General features: G+C 70.0%; 22 protein-coding genes. 15 read left to right on the plus strand and 7 right to left on the minus strand.

Features of this window, described 5'->3' with window-relative positions; all coding sequences use genetic code 11:
• Positions 1 to 12: 12 nt before the first annotated feature.
• From ABZU53_RS14775 to ABZU53_RS14785, 3 genes are read right to left on the minus strand one after another with little or no spacing between them, the layout of a single operon-like run.
• Positions 13 to 3,072: a type I restriction endonuclease gene (locus ABZU53_RS14775; protein ID WP_354856888.1), complete on the minus strand. Its 3,060-nt coding sequence runs from the start codon at positions 3,070 to 3,072 to the stop codon at positions 13 to 15.
• Positions 3,069 to 4,259, minus strand: coding sequence for a restriction endonuclease subunit S (locus tag ABZU53_RS14780; RefSeq protein WP_355066298.1), 1,191 nt, complete (start codon positions 4,257 to 4,259; stop codon positions 3,069 to 3,071). Before ABZU53_RS14780 ends, ABZU53_RS14775 begins: the two co-directional genes overlap by 4 nt.
• A gap of 17 nt (positions 4,260 to 4,276) precedes the next feature.
• A complete protein-coding gene (locus ABZU53_RS14785; protein ID WP_354856892.1) occupies positions 4,277 to 6,238 on the minus strand; it encodes a class I SAM-dependent DNA methyltransferase in 1,962 nt (653 codons plus the stop codon).
• 140 nt (positions 6,239 to 6,378) lie between these two features.
• On the opposite strand from ABZU53_RS14785, the gene ABZU53_RS14790 reads away from it, so the two are divergent.
• Together ABZU53_RS14790 and ABZU53_RS14795 are read left to right on the plus strand one after the other, a co-directional pair.
• A complete protein-coding gene (locus tag ABZU53_RS14790; RefSeq protein ID WP_354856894.1) occupies positions 6,379 to 6,690 on the plus strand; it encodes a hypothetical protein in 312 nt (103 codons plus the stop codon).
• A complete protein-coding gene (locus ABZU53_RS14795; RefSeq protein WP_354856896.1) occupies positions 6,687 to 7,088 on the plus strand; it encodes a hypothetical protein in 402 nt (133 codons plus the stop codon). Before ABZU53_RS14790 ends, ABZU53_RS14795 begins: the two co-directional genes overlap by 4 nt.
• Before the next feature lie 2 nt (positions 7,089 to 7,090).
• On the opposite strand, the gene ABZU53_RS14800 is transcribed toward ABZU53_RS14795, so the two are convergent.
• Positions 7,091 to 8,995 carry an N-6 DNA methylase gene (locus ABZU53_RS14800; protein WP_354856897.1) on the minus strand — a complete coding sequence of 635 codons (1,905 nt, stop codon included), beginning with the start codon at positions 8,993 to 8,995 and terminating at the stop codon, positions 7,091 to 7,093.
• Between the two features lie 102 nt (positions 8,996 to 9,097).
• On the opposite strand from ABZU53_RS14800, the gene ABZU53_RS14805 reads away from it, so the two are divergent.
• The 5 genes from ABZU53_RS14805 (at position 9,098) to ABZU53_RS14825 (ending at position 14,507) form a co-directional block, all read left to right on the plus strand.
• Positions 9,098 to 9,622, plus strand: a complete 525-nt coding sequence (locus tag ABZU53_RS14805; protein WP_354856899.1) for a DUF4352 domain-containing protein — start codon at positions 9,098 to 9,100, stop codon at positions 9,620 to 9,622.
• Between the two features lie 86 nt (positions 9,623 to 9,708).
• On the plus strand, positions 9,709 to 10,653 hold the full coding sequence (locus tag ABZU53_RS14810) for a hypothetical protein (protein ID WP_354856902.1): 945 nt from the start codon (positions 9,709 to 9,711) through the stop codon (positions 10,651 to 10,653).
• Positions 10,654 to 10,744: 91 nt separating this feature from the next.
• Positions 10,745 to 11,563, plus strand: coding sequence for a hypothetical protein (locus tag ABZU53_RS14815; RefSeq protein WP_354856904.1), 819 nt, complete (start codon positions 10,745 to 10,747; stop codon positions 11,561 to 11,563).
• 89 nt (positions 11,564 to 11,652) lie between these two features.
• Complete coding sequence (locus ABZU53_RS14820; protein WP_355066299.1) at positions 11,653 to 14,103, plus strand: AAA family ATPase; 2,451 nt, start codon at positions 11,653 to 11,655, stop codon at positions 14,101 to 14,103.
• A complete protein-coding gene (locus tag ABZU53_RS14825) occupies positions 14,100 to 14,507 on the plus strand; it encodes a hypothetical protein (RefSeq protein WP_355066301.1) in 408 nt (135 codons plus the stop codon). The genes ABZU53_RS14820 and ABZU53_RS14825 overlap by 4 nt, the downstream gene beginning before the upstream one ends.
• A gap of 111 nt (positions 14,508 to 14,618) precedes the next feature.
• On the opposite strand, the gene ABZU53_RS14830 is transcribed toward ABZU53_RS14825, so the two are convergent.
• Both ABZU53_RS14830 and ABZU53_RS14835 read right to left on the minus strand, forming a co-directional pair.
• Positions 14,619 to 15,380: a hypothetical protein gene (locus tag ABZU53_RS14830; protein ID WP_355066303.1), complete on the minus strand. Its 762-nt coding sequence runs from the start codon at positions 15,378 to 15,380 to the stop codon at positions 14,619 to 14,621.
• Positions 15,367 to 15,879, minus strand: coding sequence for a sigma-70 family RNA polymerase sigma factor (locus tag ABZU53_RS14835; RefSeq protein ID WP_355066305.1), 513 nt, complete (start codon positions 15,877 to 15,879; stop codon positions 15,367 to 15,369). Before ABZU53_RS14835 ends, ABZU53_RS14830 begins: the two co-directional genes overlap by 14 nt.
• A 268-nt stretch (positions 15,880 to 16,147) precedes the next feature.
• Here ABZU53_RS14835 and ABZU53_RS14840 point away from each other — a divergent pair, with 268 nt between their 5' ends.
• The 6 genes from ABZU53_RS14840 to ABZU53_RS14865 all read left to right on the plus strand — a co-directional run bounded on the left by ABZU53_RS14840 (position 16,148) and on the right by ABZU53_RS14865 (position 21,848).
• Positions 16,148 to 16,624: a hypothetical protein gene (locus ABZU53_RS14840; protein ID WP_354856911.1), complete on the plus strand. Its 477-nt coding sequence runs from the start codon at positions 16,148 to 16,150 to the stop codon at positions 16,622 to 16,624.
• A gap of 63 nt (positions 16,625 to 16,687) precedes the next feature.
• Positions 16,688 to 18,511, plus strand: coding sequence for a glycoside hydrolase family 15 protein (locus ABZU53_RS14845; protein WP_355066307.1), 1,824 nt, complete (start codon positions 16,688 to 16,690; stop codon positions 18,509 to 18,511).
• The gene (locus ABZU53_RS14850; protein WP_355066309.1) at positions 18,508 to 19,344 is read left to right on the plus strand and encodes an aldo/keto reductase; all 837 of its coding nucleotides are present in this window, start codon (positions 18,508 to 18,510) and stop codon (positions 19,342 to 19,344) included. Before ABZU53_RS14845 ends, ABZU53_RS14850 begins: the two co-directional genes overlap by 4 nt.
• A gap of 41 nt (positions 19,345 to 19,385) precedes the next feature.
• Positions 19,386 to 20,054: a response regulator transcription factor gene (locus ABZU53_RS14855; RefSeq protein WP_355066311.1), complete on the plus strand. Its 669-nt coding sequence runs from the start codon at positions 19,386 to 19,388 to the stop codon at positions 20,052 to 20,054.
• Positions 20,055 to 20,058: 4 nt separating this feature from the next.
• A complete protein-coding gene (locus ABZU53_RS14860; RefSeq protein WP_355066313.1) occupies positions 20,059 to 21,249 on the plus strand; it encodes a HAMP domain-containing sensor histidine kinase in 1,191 nt (396 codons plus the stop codon).
• A gap of 107 nt (positions 21,250 to 21,356) precedes the next feature.
• On the plus strand, positions 21,357 to 21,848 hold the full coding sequence (locus ABZU53_RS14865; RefSeq protein ID WP_355066315.1) for a DUF2231 domain-containing protein: 492 nt from the start codon (positions 21,357 to 21,359) through the stop codon (positions 21,846 to 21,848).
• 185 nt (positions 21,849 to 22,033) lie between these two features.
• Here the strand turns inward: ABZU53_RS14865 and ABZU53_RS14870 are convergent, their stop codons facing one another.
• Complete coding sequence (locus tag ABZU53_RS14870) at positions 22,034 to 24,103, minus strand: phosphocholine-specific phospholipase C (RefSeq protein WP_355066317.1); 2,070 nt, start codon at positions 24,101 to 24,103, stop codon at positions 22,034 to 22,036.
• A gap of 117 nt (positions 24,104 to 24,220) precedes the next feature.
• Between ABZU53_RS14870 and ABZU53_RS14875 the strand changes: the two genes are divergently transcribed.
• Positions 24,221 to 25,237, plus strand: coding sequence for an SEC-C domain-containing protein (locus ABZU53_RS14875; RefSeq protein WP_355066319.1), 1,017 nt, complete (start codon positions 24,221 to 24,223; stop codon positions 25,235 to 25,237).
• Positions 25,238 to 25,324: 87 nt separating this feature from the next.
• Entirely contained in the window at positions 25,325 to 25,810 is a 486-nt protein-coding gene (locus ABZU53_RS14880) for a DUF2231 domain-containing protein (RefSeq protein ID WP_355066321.1), read from the plus strand.
• Positions 25,811 to 25,855 lie beyond the last annotated feature (45 nt).

Below are 25,855 nucleotides of genomic sequence, written 5' to 3' on the forward strand. Positions count from 1 at the left end.
GAGGGTGGAAGGTCAGGCGATGCCCTTGCGGCTGCGGATCATCTGGTACGCCTGCCGGCGGGCGAACTGGTTGAGCTGCGAGCGCAGGCTTTCGTCGTCCAGGTAGCGCTGCATCAGCTTGCCGTTGTCGTCGTGGCGGGACAGGATCACGTCCTCGATCCGCTTGTCGCAGACCACGCCGAAGTTGCTCTCGTCGTTGACCATCGCGGCGGCTTCGAGGGTGCCGTCCTCGGCCAGGGCTACGATCTGCTGCTCGACCCAGACCTTGTCGGCCTCGCCGAGCCCGATGCCGAACCTGTCGTTGAACGCATCAATCAGCTCGGACAACACGACCTTCTCCAGGTCGTGCTGTCGGCCCGCACCGCCGCCGAGGAAGCCGGGAAGCATCTGCTCGCCCTCCGGCGACAGCGACGCGTCGTGCTCGCCGGTCTTGCTGACCCGTAGGTGGGTCAACTCCACCTCGCCGATGTCGACAGACGGATCCTGGCGGCGGGGCAGCCGGTTGAGCAGTGCCCGCCCGTACAGGTAGAGCCGCTCCAGGTCCTCGTCGTGGTACGGCACGACCTGACTGAGGAACGCGTACATGCGGGTGTAGTCGCGCAGCGCGGACCGGAAGCCGTCCGCGGCCTCGGGGTCGTCGGCGGCCAGGGCGTTGAAGCGCTGCACGGCCGGCTCCGTGAAGCGGTAGAGGGAGGCGTGCGCCCGCTGGAGGGCGGTGTCACTCGTCGCCTTCTGCTCCACGGCGAGCAACGCCTCGGCGTACGCCTGCATCTCCGAGTCGACCAGCACGGGGTAACCCGTCACCGCGTTCTGGGCGGTGTAGAGCAGGTTGGGGTCAGTGGGCGTGGTGGCGGCGGTTTCGAAGTACGGCTTGAACTGCTCGGCGATGTCGCCGGCCTCGTTGACGAAGTCGAGGACGAAGACGTCGCCCTGGGCCTTGAGCGGGTGGGTGCGGTTGAGCCGGGACAGGGTCTGCACCGCGGCGACGTTCTTGAGCAGCTTGTCGACGTACATCGTGGTGAGCAGCGGCTGGTCGAAGCCGGTCTGGTACTTCTCGGCGACGACCAAGATCTTGTGCTCGACGTCCTGCTTGGCCTTCGCCGTGCCGGCGTACTTGTCGTCGGCGGCCGTGTAGGCGAACCGCTCGGGCAGCTCGCCCTCGCTGAAGCCGTTGCTCCGCGCCTCGGTGTGCTCGACGCCGTCGATCTCCAGGTCGCCGGAGAAGGCGACCAGGGACTCGCAGCCGACGTAACCCTGCATCTCGACGTACTTCTTGATGGCGGTGTGCAGGCGGACGGCGGCCTCGCGGGAGCCGGTGACGACCATGGCCTTGGCGCGGTTGCCCAGGCGCGGTGCGGTGTGCTTGCGGAAGTGCTCGACGATGATCTCGGCTTTTTGCGCCTGCATGGTGGGGTGCAGGCTGGCGAAGCGGGCGAGCTGGGCGCCGGCCTTCTTCGGGTCGACCTCCGGGTCATCGGGGTTGGCGTTGGCCAGCTTCCAGTACGACTTGTAGGTCAGGTAGTTGCGCAGCACGTCGAGAATGAAGCCCTCGTCGATGGCCTGCCGCATCGAGTACGTATGGAACGGCTGCGGGTTGCCAGTGACCGGATGCGGCGTGCCGAAGAGTTCGAGGGTTTTCGGCTTTGGCGTGGCGGTGAACGCGAAGTACGACAGCGTCTCATGCCGGCCCCGGGCCAGCGCCGACGCGGTGAGCAGGTCACCCGACTCGTCCACGTCGTCGCTGCCGAGCTTCAGCAGCACCTTCTTCAACGCGGCGGCCGAGTCGCCGGATTGCGACGAGTGCGCCTCGTCGACGATGACCGCGAACCGCTTGCCCTTGAGCCCCTGCACCTTCTCGAGGATGTAGGGGAACTTCTGCATCGTGGTGATGATGATCTTCGCGGTTTCGCCCTGGAGGGCGGCGGCGAGCTGAGCTGAGTCCTTGTCGATCCGCTGCACCACGCCCGGTACGTGCTCGAACTGGAAGACGGTGTCCTGCAGCTGCCGGTCGAGCACCACGCGGTCGGTGATGATGATGACCTTGTCGAAGACCGGCTCGTTGGGGCGCAGCCCCTTGGCCTGGGCATCCTGATCGAGGGCCGGTGCGGTGTGCAGGCTGGAGAGCCGGTGCGCCAGCCAGGCGATGGTGTTCGACTTGCCCGATCCGGCCGAGTGCATGACCAGGTAGTTGTGGCCGGAGCCGTTGCGGGCGGTGTGCTCGGTGAGCTGGGTGACGGCGTGCCACTGGTGGTAGCGCGGGAAGATCAGGTTCCGCGACTCCTTGGCGGTGTGCAGGAACCGCCGGACCAGGTCCATCCACGTGTCCGGGTGCCAGATCTGTTCCCACAGATAAGAGCTGCGGTAGCCGCTTTCGCCCGCAGGCGGGTTGCCGGCGCCGCCGGACACTCCCGGACCATCGGAGCCCGTATTGAAGGGCAGGAACCGGGTCTTGTCGCCAGCCAGTTTCGTCGTGACGAAGACCATGTCGGGGTCCACAGCGAAGTGAACGAGGGTACGCCTCGCGAAGAGCAGTTCTTTCGGGTCGCGGGTTTCGCGGTACTGCTTCTTGGCGTCCTCGACGGTCTGTCCGGTCAGCGGGTTCTTCAACTCGGCGGTCGCCAGGGGGATGCCGTTGACGAAGAGGACCAGGTCGAGGATGTTGTTGTTGCTCGTCGAGTAGGCGAGCTGGCGGGTGACGGTGAGGCGGTTGGCGCGGTAGAGCTTAAGCGCACCCTCGGTAATGGCGTGAGCGGGCTTGAAGTAGGCAAGGCGAATCAGGATGCCCTTGTCCTTGATCCCCCTCCGCAGGACGTCGAGAGGGCCTCGTTCGTCGATCTGCTTCGCGAGGTGCTGGGCGAAGTGCCGCTGCGCCTCGTCGGGGTTGTTTCCTTGGTAGGCCAGCAGCTTCGCCCAGTCGTCGGGTTGGGTCGCGCCGATGAAAGCGAAAACTTCCCCTGTATCGAGGCCCAGCTGACGGTCATAGTTGCTGGGCAGACCGCGCAACCATCGCGAGCGGAGCAATGCTCCCTGGATGGCAGCCTCGAACGACTTCTCCTGGTCGACGCCGCTCATAGTTCCGCCCCCCGCGCCGTCGACACGTCGAATTGTCCGGTAACCGCCGCCGTGATCAGCGCTTGCCGGAGCTCTTCAGCGAGAACAAAAGACCGGTTTACGGCGGAACGAAGGGGGCGAGCAGAGCCAATCCATCCTCCGATCTCCTCTTGCAAACGGGGAGGGACGGCGGGAATAGGAATTCGGCCAAACCCATCCCAGTTGCGGAAATCTACCGCACGTTCCCGAGTGCTGGTAGCAAAGAGGCCCAAGTACCCAGTGATCGCAAGCACCCGAAGCAATCTTCCCAGGAAGAGCGCGTTTCCTCTGTCACGCGGAACGCAGACGTGATAGACCGGGCTGCAGTTTCCCGATGATTCGGATGTTCCAATCGCTCCCGCGAATCCATCCAAGCCATGTATCACCACGTCCCCCGTCTGTACGAACTGCCCCTGCGCTTCGGTGCCAGTGGGTAGGGTATAACCACTAGGGCGACGCGCCGACCGGGCTACCACCTGTCCGTCGCGGAAAGCAGTTACGACATCGCCATCCGGATCCGCAGGCCGAACAAGCTTAGCCAGAGCTCTACGAATGGGGATCACGGACGTGCTCGGATCAGCCAACCCGACCAGCTGGCTTGATCCGATAAATTCGAGGATCCGACTATTGATTTTCTCATCCAGTAGAGAAAGTACTCTCTGTTTCTTCGAGACCAAGGCATCGATCTTGCCGGCCTCGCCGTCAAGGAAGTCCGCGATCCGCCGCTGTTCGTCTTTATTTGGGACATCAATCCGAATCTCGCCAAGTTCTTCAGCGTTGAGGTGCGGCTGAGCCGCTCGACTTCTGGCGATTTCGATCTGGCCCCGAACAGGCCGGCTACGTAGCGCATAGGCGAGGAAACGGGGTTCAGCAAATTGCGGAGTAAGGCGCAAGTCGTAGCCCGGCGCCGAGCCGGCCCACATATCCGTCACGATTGCCGAATCGCCGGTACAAGCGCCACTCCGGACTACTAGAATCTCACCGGAACGGAGCAGCGGGGCTCTATCAAGCGGCAAGTCAGACTTTGCGGCGAAGATCAGATTTTCCCGAACGATGAGCCCGTCAGTGATATTTGTAGCCCTAATAATCGGCACGCCTTCGGCGCTTAGCCGCGGGGGCTGCCCCAGCCCATACGACACCCGAGCCAGGCGCTTGATTGGCGTTGCCACCCACGACTTGTACGAACTCACTTGACCACCGCTCGTAGCAAGGTCTGGATTTCGATCTCGACAGCCCTCAGCTCAGCGTCGATGGCAGCCAAGGGTCGCGGCGGTGCATAGTTGTAGAAGTGCCGATTGACAGGCAGTTCATAGCCGACCTTTGTTTTTGTGTCATCAATCCAGGCATCCGAGTGATACAGCAGTACCTCCCGTTTGAGGTAGTCGTGCACATCCTCGTCCAGCGGCACGTTCTCGTTCTCGCGCAGGTCCGGGTCCGACAGCGGGTTGCCCTTGCGGTCGGTCTGCACCTCCCCCTCCGGGTCGCTAATCGAGAACGCCTCCCACACCGCCTTCTCCACCGCCGCCGGCAGCTTCCCCAGCCCGTTCAGCTTCATCGCGAACTCGGCCCGCGTCCCGGAGAACGTACCGATCAGGGACTTCGCCGCCGTCAGCAGTGACTCCCGCTCCGCGTATTTGAAGACCGCCTTCGCCTCCGCGAGCAGCGCGACCGTCTCCTCGGTGACCTCGAAGCGCAGTCGCAGCGGGCGTTCGACGGTGATCCGCTGGTAGCCGAAGTCGGTGGTCTTGAAGATCTTTACCTTGGCGTGCTGCGGGTGCTCCGGGTCGTCCGCGATGGACAGTGCGTCCACGTACGCGCGGGTCAGCTCTGCAATGTGCTCGTCGGTGAGCATCTTGCGCTTGTCGCCGAGGCTCTTGCGCATCTTGGTCCAGTAATCGCGACCGTCGAGCAGCACGACCTTTCGCCGGCGGGCGGGCTCCTTGCGGTTGGTAAGGATCCAGAAGTACGTGGAGATGCCGGTGTTGTAGAAGAGCTGGTCGGGCAGCGCGACGATGCCTTCGAGGAGGTCGTTCTCCAGGATCCACCGGCGGATCTCCGACTCGCCCGACCCGGCGGCACCGGTGAAGAGCGGCGAGCCGTTGAAAACGATTGCCAGCCGGCTTCCGCCGTCCTCGGGGCGCTTCATCTTCGAGACCATGTGCTGGAGGAAGAGCAGCGAGCCGTCGTTGATCCGAGGCAGGCCAGCGCCAAACCGCCCAGCGTGGCCACGGGCATGCTCGGCCTTGATGAACGGCTCGACCTTCTTCCACTCGACCCCGAACGGCGGGTTGGCGAGCATGTAGTCGAAGCGCTCGTCTTCGTGGCCATCCTGGCTGAACGAGTTGCCGTAGGCGATCTTCGTTGGGTCGCCGCCCTTGAGCATCATGTCGGAGCGGCAGATCGCGTACGTCTCGCCGTTGAGCTCCTGCCCGTACACCTCGACGGTGGCGTGCGGGTTGTGCTCCTGGATGTGGTCCTGGGCCTCGCTGAGCATGCCCCCGGTGCCGCAGGCCGGGTCGTAGATCTTGCGGACGATGCCCGGGGTGATCAGGTCGTCCTCGTCGGGGGCGAGGAGCAGGTTGACCATCAGCTTGATGACCTCACGCGGGGTGAAGTGCTCACCGGCGGTCTCGTTGCTGATTTCGGAGAAGCGGCGGATCAGCTCCTCGAAGACGTAGCCCATCTGGTGGTTGGAGACCACGTCCGGGTGCAGGTCGATGTCGGCGAACTTGGCGACCACCTGGTAGAGCAGCCCGGCCTCGGCGAGGCGGCTGATCTGGGTGTCGAAGCCGTACTTCTCCAGCACGTCGACCGCACCGGGCGAGAAGCCACCGATGTAGGCGCGCAGGTTGAGCGCCACGTTGTCCTGGTCGCCGAGCAGCTTGCGGAAGGACATCTCGCTGGTGTTGTAGAACGACAGCCCGGCGGTCTTGCGCAGCACCGGGTCCATGTTCTGCACGCCCATGTCCTTGAGCTGCGCATGCCGGGCCAGCACCGCGTCTTTCGTCGGCTCCAACACGCAGTCCAGCCGACGCAGGACGGTCAGGGGAAGGACCACCCGGCCGTACTCGGACTGCTTGTAGTCCCCGCGGAGCAGGTCGGCGACCGACCAGATGAAGTTCGCGAGCTCTTGGTGCTTGGTGCTCACCAGGTTCCTTTCGATTGCCTTAAGTCAGGAGTATTGCTGCTGGCCGGCGTTGTCGGGGTCCCCCACTCGGCGGAGATGATCAACCAAGTGTCAGCGGGTCGTCGCTGACGGAGGATTCATACTTCGCTAGGCTCGCGAGTATGAGTCGGCGTGTGACGATCTCCGTCCCTGATGACGTGGCCGAGCAGCTGGATGCGCTCCCGGCCCGCCAGGTTTCCGCGTACGTCACCGAAGCGCTGCGCCGCCGTCGGATATCCGACGACATGCGGGCCGCGCTGCGGGCGGCCGGGCACGGCGAGTTCCCGTACGACCCGCAAGGCGCGGCGCGGCGCCTCGCCTCTCGCCAGGTGACACCGGAGATGCGCGAGGCGGCGATCGCCCGGGTGGCGGAGCTGTTGGAGCGTCCGGTCGACGAGGTCCGCGCCGACTTCGACCGGCCGAGCGCGGCGTGAGCGCACCGGTCTACGTGCTCGACACCGGCGCCCTGATGGCCTACGCCCAGGGCGTCGAGGCCGTCGGTGAGGCGATGGTGGCGGCGGCCGACGCCGACGCGACTGTTGCCGTTCCGCTGGTCTGCCTGCTCGAGGCGTACAGCCTGCTCGACCACACCGAGCACGAGTACCTGGCGATGCTGCGTCGCAACCCGGCCGTCCAGGTCGTCACGCCGGCCCTGCACGTCGACCGGGCCGACGACTGCCCGGTGATCGGGGGCATGGCCCGGCAGGCCGGCCGCCTCGGTGCCGGCCACGCGGCGTTCCTCGCAATCAGCAGCGCTGCCGGCCTCATCACGTCTCGGGCCGATCAGGTGCGCAAGGTACTCGGCGACGACTGGCCGATCGTCGAGGTCTGAGGTCACCGCGCGGCGTCCGGTCGGATCGTTCCCCGAGCCAGGCCGTCGGCGGTGAGTTGGGCCAGCTCCGCTCCGAGCGACGCGGCCTGCCGAATCGCTGACTCGAAGGCGTCCAGGCGCCGGAACGCGTCGCCGTGCGCCCGCTGCTCCTCCAACGAGAGTCGCCGCACCTGCGCCCGTCGAATGTCGAACCGCATCGTGCCCGAGAGACTCGACGACTGCTTCTCGTTCGCCGACGTTCGCAGCTGACCCGCCAGAAACCACGGATCCAACGCCGCCGGATTGGGCCGCAGCAGGTAGAGGTTGCGCCCCAACAGCGCCCCCTCGGTCGTGACCACCCGCGCGGTGAGCTGCCGCGCGATCATCGGCACCACCACGTCCCCCACAGCGAGGCGGATCTCCTGCCCGAAGCGGTCGTCGATTCGCCCGGACGCCGCCACCCCGGCGAGCACGTCCTGAACGGTGAGCACTGGTGGCCCGTCCGGTGCGGGTGTGGACGTGCCGGCGCGAACCGGGCCGATCAGTTGCAGTGCCCCGCTCTTCGCCAGCTCCCCCACCGTGAGGAAGAGGCCGTCCGGCCCGTCGGGTGCTGGCGTGACCTGCGGTAGCAACGCCGGCAACTCACCGACGATGGCGGCCAGTCGCTCTCTGGTGCGTACCAGATGCTCTCCGGAAGCCTCGCCCACGACGGCGGGTTGCCGGCGCGCGGGGGTGAGGTCGACCTCCTCGTCGAGCAGCTCGATGACCGGGACCGCGCGGGCGAACCCGGCCTCCTCGATGTCGGAGTCCGGGGCGGCGGCGAAGGCCCGCCACGCGGCCAGCACGCGCGGCGCGGTGTCGGCCAGGTCGCCGCCTGCGGCGTCGATCAGCAGCGCACGCGCCGGTGGCGGCGCGTCGGTCGCGGCCCGCCGCAGCACCCACAGATGCAGGGGTACGCCGTGCGGCGCCGCCACCCCCGGTGGAAGCGCGATGACGGCGCGCAGGTGGCCTCGGCGCAGCAGCTCGCTGCGGATGCGTTTGCCGGCGCGGCGACTGGCGACCGTGGGTGGCATCAGCAGGACGGCGTGCCCACCGACCCGCACATGGGCGAGGGCGTGCTGCACCCAGGCCAGCTCGGGTTCGGTACGGGGTGTGGTGCCGACGACCCAGCGGGGGTCGTGGCCGAGTTCCTCGTCACCCCAATTGGTGGCGCCGAACGGTGGGTGGCAGACGACGGCGTCGACGGCGCGGCCGGCGAAGGCGTCGGCGCGCAGCGAGTCACCGGTGCTGACCTCCCCGGGTACGTCGTGCAGGGCCAACCACAGGCCGGCGAGCCGGGCCAGGTCGTCGTCGAGCTCCTGCCCGTACACGGATGTGCTGCCGGCGCGGACGGCGGCTCGCAGGATGGCGCCGGAGCCGGCGGCCGGGTCGAGCACTGAGCCGCCGCTGACGTTGGCGAGCCCGATCATCAGGTCGGCGAGGTCGTCGGGGGTGGCGAAAGGGCGGCCGGGCCCCGGTGCGGAGAACCGCTGCCACAGCTCGTCGAACGCGCCCTGCGGGCCCAGCTCGTCGGCGAGGGCGTCGATGTCGGGCAGCAGCGGCGCGAGTTGCGCGTCGGGGTGACCGGTTCGGGAGCCGCGCTGGCGGGCCAGGAGGAGGGCGCCGACGGCGGCGAGGCCGGCGGCCGGGGTGTCGCTGGCCGCGGCGAGGTGTCGCCAGAGCCGGTCGGCGGTGGCCAGCTCGGGGAGCTTGCCCTGGGCGCGGAGCCACTGCTCGACCTGGATCAGGTCGAACTCGGGGCTCGCCGTCGTCCCGCCCACCGGGGCAGGGAAGTCGGGATGCCGTTTACGCCAGTTGCTGACCGCAGCACGACCGACGCCGGCGAGCCGGGCGATCTCCGCTGCCGTGATGGTCGGGTTCTCCTGCACGCCGAAAGTCTCGCACATCTGTCAAGCACGAGATTGTCTGTTGACACTGTTGTCGGACGATGCTCTTATTGACCCCGCAACGATCACTTCAGGAGGACAACGATGCGCAAGACCACGACTCTCGCCCTGCTCGCCACCGGCCTCATCGCCCTGGGCTGCGGCTCCGGTACCGCCGACAAGTCCACGAGCTCCAGCGCCGGAGACAAGGGCGAGGACGCCCCGGCGAAGACCGCGAAGGTAGGCGAGGCGGCCCGGGACGGGAAGTTCGAGTTCACGGTGAAGTCGTCCAAGTGCGGCGTCGCCAAGATCGGCACCGACCTGATCGGCGCGAAGGCGCAGGGCCAGTTCTGCCTGGTCACGCTCAACGTGAAGAACATCGGCAAGGAAGCGCAGATGTTCGACGGCAGCAGCCAGAAGGCGTACGCGGCCGACGGCACCGAGTACTCCGCCGACACCGGCGCGGCGATCTACGCCAACAAGAACGCCGAGACGTTCCTCAACGACATCAACCCCGGCAACCAGGTCAACGGCGTCGTGGTCTTCGACATCCCGAAGAACGTCAAGCTCGCCAAGCTCGAGCTGCACGACTCGATGTTCTCCGGCGGCGTCGACGTCGCCCTCGGCTGACGAGCGCCATCCCCTTGCAACAGCGGGGTGGGCGTCCCGCCCGCCCCGCTGTCCCCCGCCATCGTCAGTTCACTGGAGGAACCGTCGTGACCAATCCGACCACCCCGACCTCGCCCGACGAGCCGACCCGCCTGCCCGAGGCGTCTGAAGAGCCGCGCAACGCGGCGGCTGGCGATGCGCCGCCGGCCGGTGCCGCCGTACCGCCTGAGGACCCGACGGTCCGGCTCGCTGGCGTTCCGGCCGGTGTCGCCGTCCCGACCAAGCGATCTGTCGCCAAGGCCTGGGCCGCCGGCGGCTTGGCCCTCGTCATCGCCCTCTGCTGCGGGGGCGCCGTCGTCGGCGCGGTCGCCGGCGACGACGCCGAGCCGGCTGCCAGTGCGAGCAGCTCCACGTCTACCGCTCCGAGCAGTGCCACGCCGACCACTGCTGCGCCGACGGCCACCGCCACGACGGCTGCGCCCACCACGACCGCGCCCACGACCACCGCCGCCGAGCCGACCACGGCCCCGCCGACCCCCAAGCCGAAGGTGCTCAAGGGACGAGGCGACGACGTCGTACGGATCAAGGAACTGACCGATCTGTCGGTCATCAAGTTCACCTGCAAGTGCTCCAGCAACACCACCCTGAAGAGCGACGGGGACGGCCTGCTGGTGAACGAGATCGGCTCCTACAGCGGTAAGCGGTGGATCAACCTTGAAGACGGTTCACTGACCACCCAGTTCGAGGTGGAGGCGTCCGGGTCGTGGACGTTGACGATCGGCAGCGTGGAGCAGATGGCCACGAAGGCGCTCACCGGAAAGGCTGCGGGCAAGGGTGACGACGTGCTGGTACTCGGCGGCGATGCCGCCGCCGCGAAGATCACGCACTCCAGGGGCAGCTCGAACTTCGTCGTACACGCCTACTCGATGGAGACCGGCGAAGGTGGCCTGCTCGTCAACGAGATCGGCGGCTACTCCGGCGTGCGTCCCCTGCAGGCGCCCGCCCTCGTTCAGGTGACGGCGGACGGCAACTGGACCATCACGCCCGCCTGATCCGTTGACGACATCAGCTCCATAGCGTCGAGGCGGAAGACGGCCACAGCCGGCGCCTCGACCATCCTCTCCCGAGACGTCAGGAGGCGTCGTGCGTCCCGATGAGTTCCTCCGCACCCTGGCCCTGCTCCCCCCTCCCCTGCACGACCGTGCACTCACCCTGCGCGCCTTCACCCGCCCTACCCGCTGCGACGACTGCCAGCGCATCGGCGACGCCCTCCGCCTGGCCCTCACCGCCGCCCACTACGACGAGCTGACCTCCACCGGTGAGCTGCTCGACACCGCCGAGCGGCTGGCCGCCGACCACGGCATCCACCGCCGGTCCGGCGACGACCAGCAGCGCGGCCGCGGCCGGGTGGTCCGCTGGGCGGCGACGTCCGCGCCGCTGGTCGCCGCGACCGACGCCAGCTGGAAGGGCCGCGTCGGCGGCATCGGGTACGTCGTCAGCGACGGCCATTACGGCCTGCTCGGCCGGGGCACCGGTCGGCTCGACCCGACCGGCGTCTCCCGGGTGCTGATCAACGAGCTACGCGCGGTCGACTACCTGCTCACCGGGTATGACGAGGTGCCAGCGGGCATGACCGTACTGCTGGACAGCCTCGCCGCCCTGCGCTATCTGCGCCGCTGGCAGGCCGGCGAGACCGGCGCGATGCCGGCCGGCTACAGCCTCCGGGAGCGCCGCTGGTCGGACCAGCCCACCCTGGTCCGGCTCGCCGAGCAGGTGGCCCGCCGCCCCGATCTGACGTTCGCGCACGTCAAGGGACACAGCGGCCACGCCCTCAACGAGGCTGCCGACGGCCTGTCGCACATGGCCCGCCGGCGGCAGGAGGAGTCCTTCGACCTGCGTCCTCGGGCGCACGCCCTGGTCGACGCGTTCCTGCGCGACTGGCACGCGAACGTCACGCTCTGACCGCGCGACCACGGTAACGCACATCCACCGCTCACCCGGGCGGACCGACGACCCGTCGGTCCGCGGACACCACACGCCTGGAGACGACCATGACCCAGCCTCCCCCGCCCACCACGCCCCTGATCGAGCTGATCTTCGACCGGCTCGCCGCCGCTGACGTACCGACCGAGACCGCCGAGCTGGTCCTCGCCGCCCTCACCAGCGAGGACGACCTGACCGCAGCCCTCGCCGGCACGCCCACCCGGCTCGACCCCCGCTCCCCCACCGGCGACGGCCCAACCGAACGGATCTGGCTGAAGTCGGTGACCGTCGCCGGGTTCCGCGGCGTCGGCCCGGAGCGGACCCTCCAGATCGACCCCGGTCCGGGCCTCACCCTGGTCGTGGGCCGCAACGGCTCCGGCAAGTCCAGCTTCGCCGAGGCCGTCGAGCTCGCCCTGACCGGTGACAGCGCCAGGTGGGCCGACAAGACGAGCGTCTGGCGTACGGGATGGCGCAACCTGCACAGCCCGGACCCGTGCTGGGTCGACGTCGAGCTGCGGGTCGACGGGGTGGCCACGCCGACGCGGGTGAACCGTGCGTGGCCGGTCGGGGCCGAGCTGGCCGACGCCGAGGTGACCGTCACCAGCGCCCAGGGTCGGCACATCGGCCTCTCCGAGCTGGGTCTGGCCCGCCCGCTGGAGCTGTACCGGCCGTTCCTCACCGCCGCCGAGCTGGGCAAGCTCGCCGCTGGCACGCAGAGCCAGCTCTTCGACGCGCTCTTCGCGATCCTCGGCCTGGACGCGCTCACCGACGCCGATCAGCGTCTGCTGCGCGCCGCCCGGCCGCACGACGCCACCATCAAGGAGGTACGCGCACAGCGCACCGCCCTGGCCGACGCGCTTGCGGGAATCGCCGACGATCGGGCTCGGCGGACCGCCGCTCTGCTGCGTGGCCGGGGTGCGGTCGACCTCGCGGCGGTGACGGCGATCCTCGACGAGCCGGACGAGGCGACCGCCGACCGGGAGGTGCTGCTCTGCCGGGAGCTCGCCGCCCTCGCCCCGCCGCCGGTCGACGAGGTGACCCGGCTGGCCGGCCAGCTGCGGGAGGCGGCGGCGGAGGCGATGCGCTACGACGGTGGCCGGTCCCGGGCGGCGTTGCGCAGCGCCGAGCTGCTCCGCCTCGCCCTCGAACACCACGACGACGAGGGCGACGGGTCGTGCCCGGTGTGCGCCACCGGCACCCTGGACGGCGGGTGGCGTGCCGCGGCCGCGCAGTCGCTCACCGAGCTTCGGCAGCGCAGCGTCGCCGCCCAGACGGCGACGACCCGGCTGACGGCTCTGCTGCGGCAGGCGCACCACCTGATCGACGACCTCGCGGTGCCCGAGGGCCCCGGGGCGGAGCCGACGGTCGGGGCACTGCGGGACGACGTGGCCGCGCTGCGGCGCGTACCCGGGGAGCCGGCCGAACTGGCCGACCACCTGGCCGCACGGTACCCGGCGGTGGTGACCGCGGCGGACGCGGCCCGCGCGTACGCCGAAGGGTTCCTGCGGCAGCGCGACACCGGTTGGCGGGCCGCGGCGGCCGACGTGCGCGAGTGGGTGGCCGCCGCCGACGGGCTGCCGGCGCGGGAGGCGACCCTGACCCGGTTGAAGGCCGCGCGCGCCTGGCTGAAGGACGCCGGTACGCAGATCCGCAACGAGCGGGTCGCGCCGTTCGCGGAGCACTCCCAGCAGATCTGGGCGCAGCTGCGGCAGGAGAGCAACGTCGAGTTGGGTGCGATGACGCTGGAAGGCGCGAACACCCGACGGCGGGTGGTCTTCCCGGTCAGCGTGGACGGCGCCGACAATGGCACGGCCCTCGGGGTGATGAGTCAGGGTGAGATGCAGGCGCTCGGGTTGGCGACCTTCCTGCCGCGTAGCTGCGCCCCGGAGAGCCCGTTCCGGTTCATCGTGGTCGACGACCCGGTGCAGAGCATGGACCCGTCGAAGGTGGACGGGCTCGCCCGGGTGCTGGCCGCGCTGGCCGAGCAGCGGCAGGTGGTGGTCTTCACCCACGACACGCGCTTGCCGGACGCGGTGCGCCGGCTCGACATCGGCAAGGCGCGAATCATCGAGGTGACCCGGGCGGAGAAGTCGGTGGTGACGCTGCGGCCCGGCTCCGACCCGGTGGCCCGCTACCTTGACGACGCGTACGCGTTGTCGCGGAACAAGGAGATCCCCGCCGAGGTGCGCGGGCCAGTGGTCGCCGAGCTGTGCCGCTCGGCGGTGGAGGCTGCCTGCCACCGGACGGTCTGGCGGACCCGGGTGGTGCGGGGTGTTCCGCACGCCGACATCGAGGCGGCCATCGTGGACGCGTCGCGTCGGCTGGCCACCATCGTCGCGATGGCGGCGTTCGACGATGCCGAGAAGGGCGGCGAGGTGCTCGGCTGGCTCGGCCGCCGGCACGGAAGACGTGCGGTGAACGCGTACCAGGCGTGCCGGGAGGGCGTGCACGGTGCGTACCTGGCGGACCTGCCCGGCCTGGTCGCGGACGCCCGCCTCCTCGCGGCGGCGCTGTCGTGACCGCGCCGACGCCACAGCGCTGCCTGGCGGCGGCCGACCAGTTGTTGCGCGGGTCCGGTCTGCTCGGTGCCGCGGCGGTCAGCGCCGGTTGGTGGCCGCGGGCCTGCGCCTGCCTGATCCGGCTCGCCCTGGAAGGCGGCATCGACGGCTACTGGCAGCGGGTCAAGCCGGCCGTGGCGGTATGCCGGCAGGGCCGCGCCAAGCAGTTGATGCTGCGCGGCCGACTCGGGCCGGGCACTGAAACCGCCCGCCGGGTGGCGTTCGCCTGGGCGACGCTCTCCACCGCCACGCACCATCACTGCTATGAGCTGGCCCCGACGGCGGCGGAGCTGCGACGCCTGCACACCGAGGTGAGCACCCTGCTCACGCACCTCCAACCGACCGCCAGCACCACGAACCAATAGTTGCCCGTCGCCGTGGCGCTGCGGCCCCGCCCGCCCACACTCGGTCTGTTCGGCCACTCGCCTCTGGACTGCTATGCGTGATGAGGTGACGCTCCAGCTGAGCATCGTGTTTCAGCCCGGCAGTGCCGCTTTCACCACCAGCGCGGCGACCGAGGGCGGGAGCGGAACACCGAGAATGAGCTCCTTCCCACGGTCTTCGACCGGGCCGAGCACCACCGCGACCTCGTAGCGGTCCGGCGTGGCCCAGATCTCGGACCAGGTCACTGACGGGCACAACGTTTCTCGCGGACCGAGCTGCTGTTCGTGAGGCTTGCCGGGAGCGAGATCGAACCCGTCTCGGATCGCGTCGACGCCCTGGCCGCGAGTCTCGCCCTGCCGGTTCACCATCGGCCCTCCGCCGACAATCACGCCGTCCTTCAGGTAGAGCACCTGAAGGAGCGATGGCGGACTGGAGGCCACATGGACTGCCCGCGCGGCGGCGAATGTCACCGTTATCGTGGGACCGGAGTCGCCATTCACCTTGGTTAGCGAGGACACTTCGGCCCTGAGGATGCCTCCCGGAGTTGAACCCGGGTGGTCGTAGCGGTCGCCGCAGACGTACGCCGCAGGCTCTTCTGCGGTGGGCCTGGTGGGAGTCGACGGCCCCGGCGTGGCGCCCGTGCCGGTGGTTGGATCGCCGCCGCCGACGATCCCGGCGGCGGCGACCGCGACCAGCGAGACCACCATGATCGACGCCGCACCGGCTCCCGCCGCCAGCAGACCACGGCGTCGCCGGACACGTGCGCGCAGGCGATCGGCGGCGAACGACGGCGGAGCGGCCCGGTCTGCCAGGCCTGCCAGGCTGTCCCGCCAAAGGTGATCATCGGACGGCACGGTCGTCCTCCCTGGTGTCGTCGTGCAGCAGGCCGGCCAGGCGATGTCTTCCGTCGTACAGGTGGCGTTTCACCGTGCCGGCGCCGCAGCCGAGTTGCGCGGCGATCTCTGGAATCGGTAGATCGACGTGGTAGTAGAGGACGACACACGCTCGTTGTTGTGGGGTGAGCGCCAAGAGCGCCGCGCGCAGGTCGTGGCGAGCGTCGGCGGCGTCTGAGGCGTCGTCGATCCGATCTGGCGTCAGCGCGAACGGCAGCACCCGCCGCCACACACCGCGCCGGCGGACCCGGTCGAGATAGAGGTTGAGTACAGCCTTGCGAACGTACTGCTCGGGGTTGCCGATCTCGTCGCGTCGTTGCCGGGTGAACACCCGCACCAGCGCATCTTGCACCAGGTCCTCGGCGTCGCTGTCGTTGCCGCACAGCAGGAAGGCGTAGCGCTTCAGCGCCGCACCTCTGGTGCTGACGAGATCCGTCAGCACCCGCTCCCAACCGGCCACAACAGGGTCCCCTCGGTGTTGTCCTCAGTATCTTGGACGAACCAGAGGCCACCCCGGTTGGGGCAAGGCACTGACCGACTGCCCCGTCTCGCTGCCAACTCGTCAACGGACGTCTGGGCGAGCAGGTCAGCGCGACACCTCCGGTGGCTTATGGTGAGAAACCGGGCACCCGGTGGGCGGGTGTCCGGTCGGGGCCGTGGGATTCACGCTGCTCAGCCGGAGGGTGGACCGATGACCGAGAACGCCCGCGACGTCGACGACTGCTGAGATGGACTGGGCCGGATGGGCGTTGTTCGGCTTGGTCGCCACCGCGGCGCTCACCGCGGCGATGATCACAGCTCAACTGGCCGGCCTCACTCGGCTCGACCTTCCCCTGGTGCTCGGGGCCTTCGTCACCGAGGATCCCGATCGGGCGCGTGTCGTCGGGTTCTTCCTCCATCTTTGCGCCGGTCAGGGTTTCGCGCTCGGTTACGCGGCCGCGTTCGCGCTGCTGCACCGCGCCACCTGGTGGATTGGGGCGCTGTTCGGGATTGTGCACGTCGGGATCGCGCTGACGGTGCTTCTGCCGCTGCTTCCTGGGGTCCACCCGCGCATGGCCTCGCAGCGAGCGGGGCCGGCCAGCACGGCGGTGTTGGAGCCGCCCGGTCTGTTCGCCGTCAACTACGGCATCCAGACTCCCCTGGTCACGGCTGTCGTCCACGTCGTCTACGGGGCTTTCCTCGGGCTGCTCCTGCAAGCCCGGTGACCCGCGCGGGGCTGTCGTCCGCGCCTGACGCCTGCCAACGCGGCTCGGCACGGGGCGATCTCCATGACTGATGGGCCCGACCCGATGCGTCCTCAGCCTTCGGCACCGATCAGCGACTACGGCCTGCTGGGCGACACCCGTACCGCCGCCCTGGTCGCGAGTGACGGCGGCATGGACTGGCTCTGCGTACCACGCTTCGACGGCGATCCCCTGTTCGGCAGACTGGTCGGAGGCCCGGACGCCGGAACGTTCCGGGTCGGCCCGGCCGGCCAGGCCACGGTCGTCGAGCGGCGTTACCGGCAGCACACCGCCACCCTGGAGACCACCTGGGCGGTGGGCAGCGGCCGGCTCCGCCTCACGGAGGCGATGGTGGCCGAGGTCAGCGGTCGCCTGCTGCCCACGACACTGATCGTGCGACGGCTGTCGGCCGAGCAGGCAGCCCTCGACGCGGTGGTGGAGTTCGATCCCCGCCTTGGCGCACGGCGCCGCCGGCCCCGAGTCCATCACCGACGCCAGGCCCTCGTGTGTGAGTGGGGGCCGCTCGCGGTCGCGCTGGACAGCACGCCCAGGTTCAGAATCGAACCCGGTCGGCCCACCTCGATCACGGTCCGGCCAGGCCGGCCGGTCACCCTCGTGCTGGCCGTGGCGCACCGCGAACCGGTGATCCACGTCGAGCCGACGGCCGCCTGGGACCTGCTCATCGAGGACGAGGCCCGGTGGCGGGCCTGGACCGCGGAGATCGACGAGCGGCTGCCTTTCCGGGAACACGTCGCACGAAGCCTGCTCACCTTGCGGCTGTTGACCTACTCGCCCTCGGGAGCGCCGGTGGCCGCGCCCACCACGTCACTGCCCGAGGATCCCGGTGGGGTACGAAACTGGGACTACCGCTACGTCTGGCCCCGTGACGCCAGCATCGGCGTCAGCGCCTTTCTCAGCGTCGGCAAGACCGACGAGGCCCGCGGTTTCCTCGCGTGGCTGTTGCACGCCAGTCGGTTGCAACGACCGCGCCTGCCGGCGCTGCTCACCCTGCATGGCCGGCACGTACCAGCGGAACGAGAACTGGGCGGTTGGCCCGGCTACCTCGACAGCCGTCCGGTGCGGATCGGCAACGGCGCCGCCGGCCAACATCAGCTCGACGGCTACGGCTGGGTGATCGACGCGGCCTGGGCGTTCGCTCGGGCCGGACACCGCCTCTACCCCGAGACGTGGCGGGCGGTGCGCGGTTTCGCCGACGTGGTCGCCGGTTGTTGGCAGGAGCCGGACGCCGGCATCTGGGAGGTACGCGAGCCCGCGCAACACGTCCATTCCAAGCTCATGGGCTGGCTCGCCCTGGACCGCGCCCTGGCCATCGCCGACACGCACCCCCTGCCCGACCGCCAACGTCGACGCTGGCAGACAGCCCGAGATGCCATCGCCGCCGAGGTCCGGACGCGCGGCTTCGACCCGACGGCGGCCAGCTACGTCCGCAGCTACGGATCCCAGGACCTCGACGCGGCTCTGCTCGTGCTGCCGTTGCTCGGCATGGACCGGACCGAGTCACCCCGGGTACGGGGCACCATCGACGCCATCCGGGGCCGACTGTCCGCCGGCGGTCCACTGCTTTACCGCTACCCGCCGGGACGTGACGGCCTCCCCGGCACCGAGGGCGCGTTCCTACCCTGCTCGTTCTGGCTCGCTCAGGGGCTTGCCCGCACCGGGCGTCGCCGCGCGGCCATCGAGCTGTTCCAGGCCGTGGTTGAGTACGCCAGCCCACTGGGCCTCTACCCCGAGGAGGTGAACCCCGCGACGGGTGCCCACCTCGGCAACTACCCCCAGACGCTGACCCACGCCGCGCTCATCCAGGCCGCACTCGCCATCCGAGACGCACCGGTAGGGTCCCCAGCATGACGATTCCGCACCTGACGGCCGCCGACGGCACCGCGCTGCCGGCGATCGGGCTCGGCACGTACCGGCTGAACGGCTCGGCGGGTGTCGACGCGATCGGGCGAGCGATCCGGGCGGGTTACCGGTTGATCGACTCCGCGGTCAACTACGAGAACGAAGGCGCGGTGGGTCGGGCCGCTCGTGCGGCGGGTGACGTACGCGACGAGCTGGTCGTCACCTCGAAGCTGCCGGGGCGGCACCACCGCTTCGACGAGGCGCTGACCACGATCGAGGAGAGTGTGTTCCGCACCGGCCTCGACCGGATCGACCTGTACCTGATCCACTGGCCGAACCCCAAGGTCGACCTGTACGTGCAGGCCTGGCGCGCGCTGATCGAGGCACGGGAGCGCGGGCTGGTGAGACACATCGGTCTCTCCAACTTCCTGCCGGAGCACATCGACCGGCTGGTGGCCGAGACCGGGGTCGCCCCGGTGGTCAACCAGATCGAGGTGCATCCGTACTTCCCGCAGCAGGAGGCGATCGCCTACCACCGGGAGCACGGGATCCTCGTGCAGGGTTGGAGCCCGCTCGGGCACGGCAACGACCTGCAACAGCATCCTGTCATCACCGAGATCGCGAACGCCCACGGCGTCAGCCCGGCGCAGACCATCCTCGCCTGGCACGTGGCCCGCCAGGTGATCCCGCTGCCCAAGGCCGCGTCGCCGCAGCGGCAGATCGAGAACCTGGACGTCTTCGACATCAAGCTCACCGACGCGCAGGTCGAGGCCATCACCGCGCTGGGCCGCCCGGACGGGCGGCTCGCGGACCAGGACCCGGCGGTGTACGAGGAGTTCTGAGCATCCCGGGCGGGGTCGTGGTCAGGGGGAATACTGGCCGGGTGGAGATTGCCCGCCCGCGCCTGCTGCTGGTCGAGGACGACGGCGCGCTGAGCGCGCTGCTCACCGACCTGCTCACCGAGGAGGGGTACGAGGTCGAGGTGGCCGGCGACGGGCAGAGCGGCCTGCACCGCGCCCTGGCCCGCGACTACGACGTGCTGGTGGTCGACCGAGGGCTGCCCGTGTTGGACGGGCTGGGGTTGGTCACCCGATTGCGGGCGCGGGGTGTGACGTCCCCGGTGTTGCTGCTCACCGCCCGGGGCGCCCTGGACGACCGGGTGGAAGGGCTCGACGCGGGCGCCGAGGACTACCTCGTCAAGCCCTTCGAGGTCCCTGAACTGCTGGCCAGACTGCGGGCACTGCGCCGTCGACACCAGGACGCGGCGGGCCGGCTGCCGCTGGGGCGGCGGCGGTGGCTGGACGTGGGAAACCGGCGAGTGCTCGACGACGACGGGGAGATTCCGCTCTCCGCCCGCGAGTTCGCCGTGCTGCGCGCCCTCGCCGGCCGGCCGACGAAGGTCTTCACGCGTGCCGAGCTGCTGAGTAGCGCGTTCGACCACGCCGACGCACCGGGCAGCGTCGACGCCTCCGTGCATCACCTGCGTCGCAAACTGGGCCGGGGGGCGATCCGTACGGTGCACGGTCTCGGCTATCGGATCGGCGCGGTCTGACGGCGTGGACGAGGCCCGACTGGTCCAGGCCCGACGGCGCAGTGTGGCGCAGACCGCCGGGGCGATCGGCGTGGTGCTGCTGCTGGTCGGCGCGCTGATGTTCGTCCTCACCAGCCGGCAGGAATCGCGGGCGCTGAACACCGAGCTGGCTCAGGTGCTCGCGATGGCCGAGGACACCGACGACCCGCCGCCCGGCGAATTCCTGGCCCACAGGGCGGCCGGATCCGGCGCCGTCGAGGTGACTGAAAGCGCCTCGCCGGAGCTGGCCCGGGTCCTCGGCGACGCGCTGGGACGGCAGCCGGGGCGATTCGACACGGATGCGGGAGACGACCATCCGGTACGGGTGTTGGTCGCCGACCGAGCGGACGGCAGCCGCTGGGCCGTCGCCGCCGACCTCGCGCCGCTGCGTCAACGCCAGGGGCAGCTCGGCGTCGCGCTGCTGGTTGCCGAACTGGCCGGCCTGACGGGGGCGCTGGTGGCCGCGACGCTACTCGCCCGGCGGGCGGTCGCGCCCCTGGCCACCGCGCTGACTCTGCAACGCCGTTTCGTCGCCGACGCCTCGCACGAGTTGCGCACCCCGCTCACCGTGTTGCACACCCGTGCACAGATGCTGGCCCGACGATCCCAGACGCAGCCGGCGGCGCGACTCACCGACCAGCTCGACCAGCTCGTGGCGGACACCCGGGCGCTCGGCGACGTGGTCGAGGACCTGCTGGTGTCTGCCGCTGCCGAGCATCAGCCGCCACCGGCCGCGGTCGTCGATCTGAGCGAGGTGGCCCGCGAGGTGGTCGCGAGCATGCAGGAGTACGCCCGGGAGCGGACGGTCGAGCTGCGCGTGGAGACCTCCGGCGAGGCCTTGGTCCATGGAGCGCGCACGGCGCTGCGGCGAGCGACGACCGCCCTGGTGGACAACGCGATCGGGCACGTCGCCGCTGGCGGGAACGTCGCCGTGACCGTGCGACGGCACGCCGATCAGGTGGCCGTCGAGGTCAGCGACGACGGTGTGGGCCTCGACCCGGCCGAGGCGGACCGGCTCTTCGAGCGCTTCGCGCACGGCACGGCCGGGGCGGGTCGCCGGTTCGGGCTGGGCCTGGCGCTCGTGCAGCAGGTCGCGCACGCGCACCGGGGTTCGATCACGGTGGCCGGCGCTCCGGGTGCGGGTGCCACCTTCACGCTGCTGCTGCCGGCATCCTGAGGGACCCACCGACGCCGCTGCTGGTTCGGATTCGAGGGCGCAAGAACTTCGCAAGAATTCGGCAATATGGTGACGGGCAGTGACATCCCGAGCGCCGAGGAGACCCCGTGCCCGACACCGTCAACGGACTGCCGCTGCACCCACTCGTCGTGCACGCGGTGGTGGTTCTCCTGCCGCTGGCCGCGCTCGGTGTCGCCGCGCTGGCCGTCCGACCGTCGTGGCGGGGCCGCTACGGCGGGCTCGTCGTCCTGATCACCGCGCTGGCGACGGCCGCGATCCCGCTCGCCACCTCCAGCGGGGAGAGCCTGGAGCACCGGGTCGGCGACCCGGGCGAGCACGCCGAACTCGGTGACACGCTGATCTGGTTCGCCCTGCCCCTGCTGGTCGCCGCCGTCGCGCTGGTCTGGCTGCACCGTCGCGACACCCGGTCGAGCGACTCCCGCCGAACGCCGAGGGCGCTCGCGGTGGTGGTCGCGGTGCTGGCCGTGGTCGTGGCGGTAGCGAACCTGGTGCAGGTCTACCGGGTGGGTGACTCCGGGGCCAAGGCCGTCTGGGGCAGCGCCCCGGCCGCCTCCGTCGGGCACGGCGCCGACGACTGAACGCCGCCCGAGGGCTCGGCCACCCGGGCACGGGGTGTCACGGGGCGTGACACCTGCGGGCTCGGACGTGGCGACAAGCCGTATGACTCAGAGGAATAAACATTCCGGTGAGTCATACCGCTCAACGGAGGATCCGTCCTGCCGCGGCACCCGGACCAGCAGCGGTCCGGGTGCCGCGGCGTCGCTCAGACCAGCCCGCCGAGGGCCGGGTCGCTGATGCTGTCCTTGCCGTTCTCGACGTGACCGGCGTAGCGGTACACGAAGCCGGCGTCACCCGCGACGGTGAGAGTCAGGTCGTACCAGCCATGGGTGCGGGTGAGCTCCCACGTCGCCCGCTCCGCCTGGCCGGGCCGCAGCGCCAGCGTCACCGGACGGGAGTGGTACCCGTCGCGGACGGTCACCTCAACCCGCTTCGCGCCCCGGTTGCCCAGCGTGAGGACGACCTTGTGGTCGTGCTCGTCGTACGAGGCGGTGACGTCGAGCTGCGACCGGCCGCCCGCGAACCGGCGGTAGAAGCCGTTCGGCCCGTACACCGACAGGTCGTAGGAGGACTCGATCGCCCAGGTGTCAGTGAGGCGCTTGCCCGGCTCGACGGTGTAGCTGCGCGGCACCGCCGTGCTGCCGGCCAGGCGGACCTGGAAGACCGCGCCGGCGCCGCCGGTGTTGCGGAAGTCGATCCGGAACGCGCCGTCGGCGACGCGGCCGTCGGCGTGCAGGGTGTACGGGATCGCCCGTGCCGGGCGTACGCCGCGCTCCTGCTTGGGCAACCGCCCCTCGGCCGGGGGCACCGGAACCTCGTCGGGGTGCCGGACGAGGTCGTCGGGCTTGAAGTCGTCCGTGTCCGGCAGCGTGACCTCACGCGACCGGTTCGGGTGCCGGAAGTCGAAGGCCGTGGTCAGGTCACCGACGACGGCCCGACGCCACGGGGTGATGTTCTTCTCGACCAGGTCCGGCCGGCCGTGCCCGAACCGCGTCTCCAGGAACTTGATCAGCGAGGTGTGGTCGAAGACCTGGGAGTTGACGTAGCCGCCGCGGGTCCACGGCGACACGATGATCATCGGTACGCGGATGCCGAGACCGTACGGGCCCGCCGGGTGGTCGGCGTCGCCGGGGAAGATCTCGTTGGTGGTCGGCACGGTCGACTGCCCGTGCTCGCGCGTCTGCGGAGGCGTCGGCGGGACCACGTGGTCGAAGAAGCCACCCTCCTCGTCGTACGTGATGAAGAGCGCCATCTTGCTCCACACCTCGGGGTTCGCGGCGAGGATGTCGATGACCTGGGAGATGTACCAGGAGCCGTACGCCGGTTCCCAGTTCGGGTGCTCGGTGTACGCCTCGGGCGCGGTGATCCAGGAGACCTGCGGCAGGCGTCCCGCCTCGACGTCGGCCCGGAAGTCGGCGAGCAGCGCCTCGGGGTCGCGGCCCTGGGTGCGGATCTCCGTGCCGGTCTTGGCCTTGTCCGCGAGGGGCGTTCCGGGCTGCGCGTTCTGGTATTGGTGGAAGTAGAGCAGCGAGTTGTCGCCGTAGTTGCCGATGTACGGGTCGTTCGTCCAGCCCCAGGAGCCGGCGGCGTTGAGGCCGGTGCCGACGTCCTGGTAGATCTTCCAGGAGATGCCGTTGCGCTCCAGCCGCTCCGGGTACGTCGACCAGTCGTAGCCGGCCTCCGCGTTGGTGATGACCGGGCCGCCGCCCTTGCCGTCGTTGCCGACCCAGCCGCTCCACATGTGGTAGCGGTTCGGGTCGGTCGGGCCCATCAATGAGCAGTGGTAGCTGTCGCAGACGGTGAAGGCGTCGGCGAGCGCGTAGTGGTAGGGCAGGTCCTGGCGGGTGTGGTACGTCATCGCCGTGACGCCCTTGTTGGGCACCCACCCGTCGAACCGGCCGTCGTTCCAGGCGGCGTGCCCGTCGTTCCAGCCGTGCGGCGGGTCCGGCAGGAAGGTCTGGCCGAGGTCCTTCACCTCGGGGCGGAAGGGCAGCAGCTCGTCGGTGCCGTTGGGCTGGTGCCACACGTCATTGCCGGACGGCAGTGTCGCCGGATGCGGGTCGCCGAAGCCGCGTACACCGCGCATGGCGCCGAAGTAGTGGTCGAAGGACCGGTTCTCCTGCATCAGGATGATCACGTGCTCGACGTCGTTGATCGAGCCCGTCCGGTTGTTCGCCGGGATGGCGAGCGCCTTGCTGAGATCCAGCGGGAGCGCCGCGCCGATCGCGGGAACACCCATTGCCTTGAGGAACGTACGGCGATCCACCGTGCCCATAACTCCGCCTTTGTGCGATCTGGTCGAGAAACTGGCGACCGGACGCTATCGAGGTCTGGTTGACGGCAGATGGCCATAATTCGGCCGGGCGGAAGCACGCCGACGTACCGTGAGGTCGTGCCGACGAGAGACGTACTCACCAAGGCTGACCTCGCCGAACTCCGCCGTTCGGCGCTCGGGGCGGCCGACCCGCTCGGTGTCGCCGCCGACGTCGCCGAGGCGGCCCGGCAGGGCCGCCTGGAGGATCCGGACGACGCCGGGGACGCGCTGACCCTGGCCGCCGAGATCGCCCAGGTCCGGGCCAGGCCCGACGCCGCGCTGCGGTACGCGGACGAGGCGCTCGCGGCGTACCCGTCCGCCGACGATCCCCGGGCCGGCGTCGTGCGCGCGCTGCGGGCCCGGGCGATGTTCCAGGCCGGCGGTCGGGACGACGAGGCGATGGCGGAGCTGACCGCGCTGCGGCCGTTGCTGCTCACGCAGCCCGACGCGCCCGCCTACATCAGCGCGGCGCTGGACGCGGCCGGCCGTTCGGCGATCGCCGAGACCTGGCTCAGCGAGGCGGTCGACACCCTGCTGGGTGAGCGGGCCGGGGCGGCGGCCGACCCGGAGGTCGGCCCGCCGGACGCCCCCGGTGTGCTCTTCTTCCTGCTGCAACAGCGCCACCGGGTACGCCGGAATCTCAACCTGCCGCACGACCGGCAGGACGACCTGGCGGACCGCCTGGAGAACCAGCTCGTCCGCCGGGCCGCAGAGCGTCAGGGCGCTGATTCTGATCTGCTCCTCTGGCCCCGGGCCGAGTTCGACAGTCTGCTCGCCGAGCACCCCGAGCTGACCGACGTGTACGGGCCGGACTGGGACGCGCACCGGGCCCGGCTGGAGAAGGAGCTGGTAAGGCTGACGAGTGCCGGCCGGACCGGGCTGGGCGTGTTCAGAGCGACAGTGGCCGGCCTGGACGCGTTCGCCGGTCGCCGCGACGGCGACCCGACCGACGCGGCGATCCGGGCCGGCTACGCGGTCGAGGTGTCGGCGCGACCCAGCTCGCGGGTTCCCTGGCCACCGGAGCGCAACGACCCGTGCTGGTGCGGCTCGGGCCTGAAGTACAAGAAGGACTGCCTGCCGCGCTCGCGCAGTTGAGGCGAGCCCGAGGGCTGACACGTCCGCGCGCGACCGATAACGTCCTTCCCGGACGATCGACGTCCACCCCTTTCGGAGGAGACGCCGATGTTCGAGGAGTTCATGGGTATCCCCGCCCACCCTCTCGTGCTGCACGCCGCGGTCGTGTTCGTGCCGCTGCTGGCCCTCCTGACGGTCGCGTACGCGCTCGTCGCGCCGATCCGGCCGCACACACGCTGGGTGCTGGGCCTGCTCGCCGTGGGCGCGCCGGTCGCCGCCCTGTTGGCGAAGCTCACCGGCGACGCGTTCTTCGCGCGCTTGCGCTCCGCCAACCGCGTCACGCCCGAGTTCGTCCCGAAGCTGGAGGCGCACCAGGATTTTGGTGACCTCGCCCTCTACGCCGCGATCGGGCTGGGGGTCGTGGCGCTGGCGCTGGTCTGGTTCGTCGCGCCGCGCGGCGCCGAGGGCGCGCGCTCCGGTAAGGCGCTGACGCTGGTGTTGCAGGTGCTGTCGGTGGTGGCCGCCGCCATCGCCGTGTACTACGTGGTCCGTACCGGCGACTCCGGCGCGAAGGCGGTCTGGGAGGGCCAGTAACGAGCGCGGGCGCGGCCCGAGGGGATCGACGCGACGCCCACTCGC

The organism is Micromonospora sp. NPDC005194 (assembly GCF_040608335.1).
Taxonomy (GTDB): Bacteria; Actinomycetota; Actinomycetes; order Mycobacteriales; family Micromonosporaceae; genus Micromonospora.

Bases quoted from the DNA above. Each gene is read 5' to 3' on its own strand.
- ABZU53_RS14775 (WP_354856888.1), bottom strand. From the start codon at position 3,072: ATGAGCGGCGTCGACCAGGAGAAGTCGTTCGAGGCTGCCATCCAGGGA.
- ABZU53_RS14790 (WP_354856894.1), top strand. From the start codon at position 6,379: ATGAGTCGGCGTGTGACGATCTCCGTCCCTGATGACGTGGCCGAGCAG.
- ABZU53_RS14805 (WP_354856899.1), top strand. From the start codon at position 9,098: ATGCGCAAGACCACGACTCTCGCCCTGCTCGCCACCGGCCTCATCGCC.
- ABZU53_RS14820 (WP_355066299.1), top strand. From the start codon at position 11,653: ATGACCCAGCCTCCCCCGCCCACCACGCCCCTGATCGAGCTGATCTTC.
- ABZU53_RS14840 (WP_354856911.1), top strand. From the start codon at position 16,148: ATGGACTGGGCCGGATGGGCGTTGTTCGGCTTGGTCGCCACCGCGGCG.
- ABZU53_RS14845 (WP_355066307.1), top strand. From the start codon at position 16,688: ATGACTGATGGGCCCGACCCGATGCGTCCTCAGCCTTCGGCACCGATC.
- ABZU53_RS14850 (WP_355066309.1), top strand. From the start codon at position 18,508: ATGACGATTCCGCACCTGACGGCCGCCGACGGCACCGCGCTGCCGGCG.
- ABZU53_RS14870 (WP_355066317.1), bottom strand. From the start codon at position 24,103: ATGGGCACGGTGGATCGCCGTACGTTCCTCAAGGCAATGGGTGTTCCC.
- ABZU53_RS14880 (WP_355066321.1), top strand. From the start codon at position 25,325: ATGTTCGAGGAGTTCATGGGTATCCCCGCCCACCCTCTCGTGCTGCAC.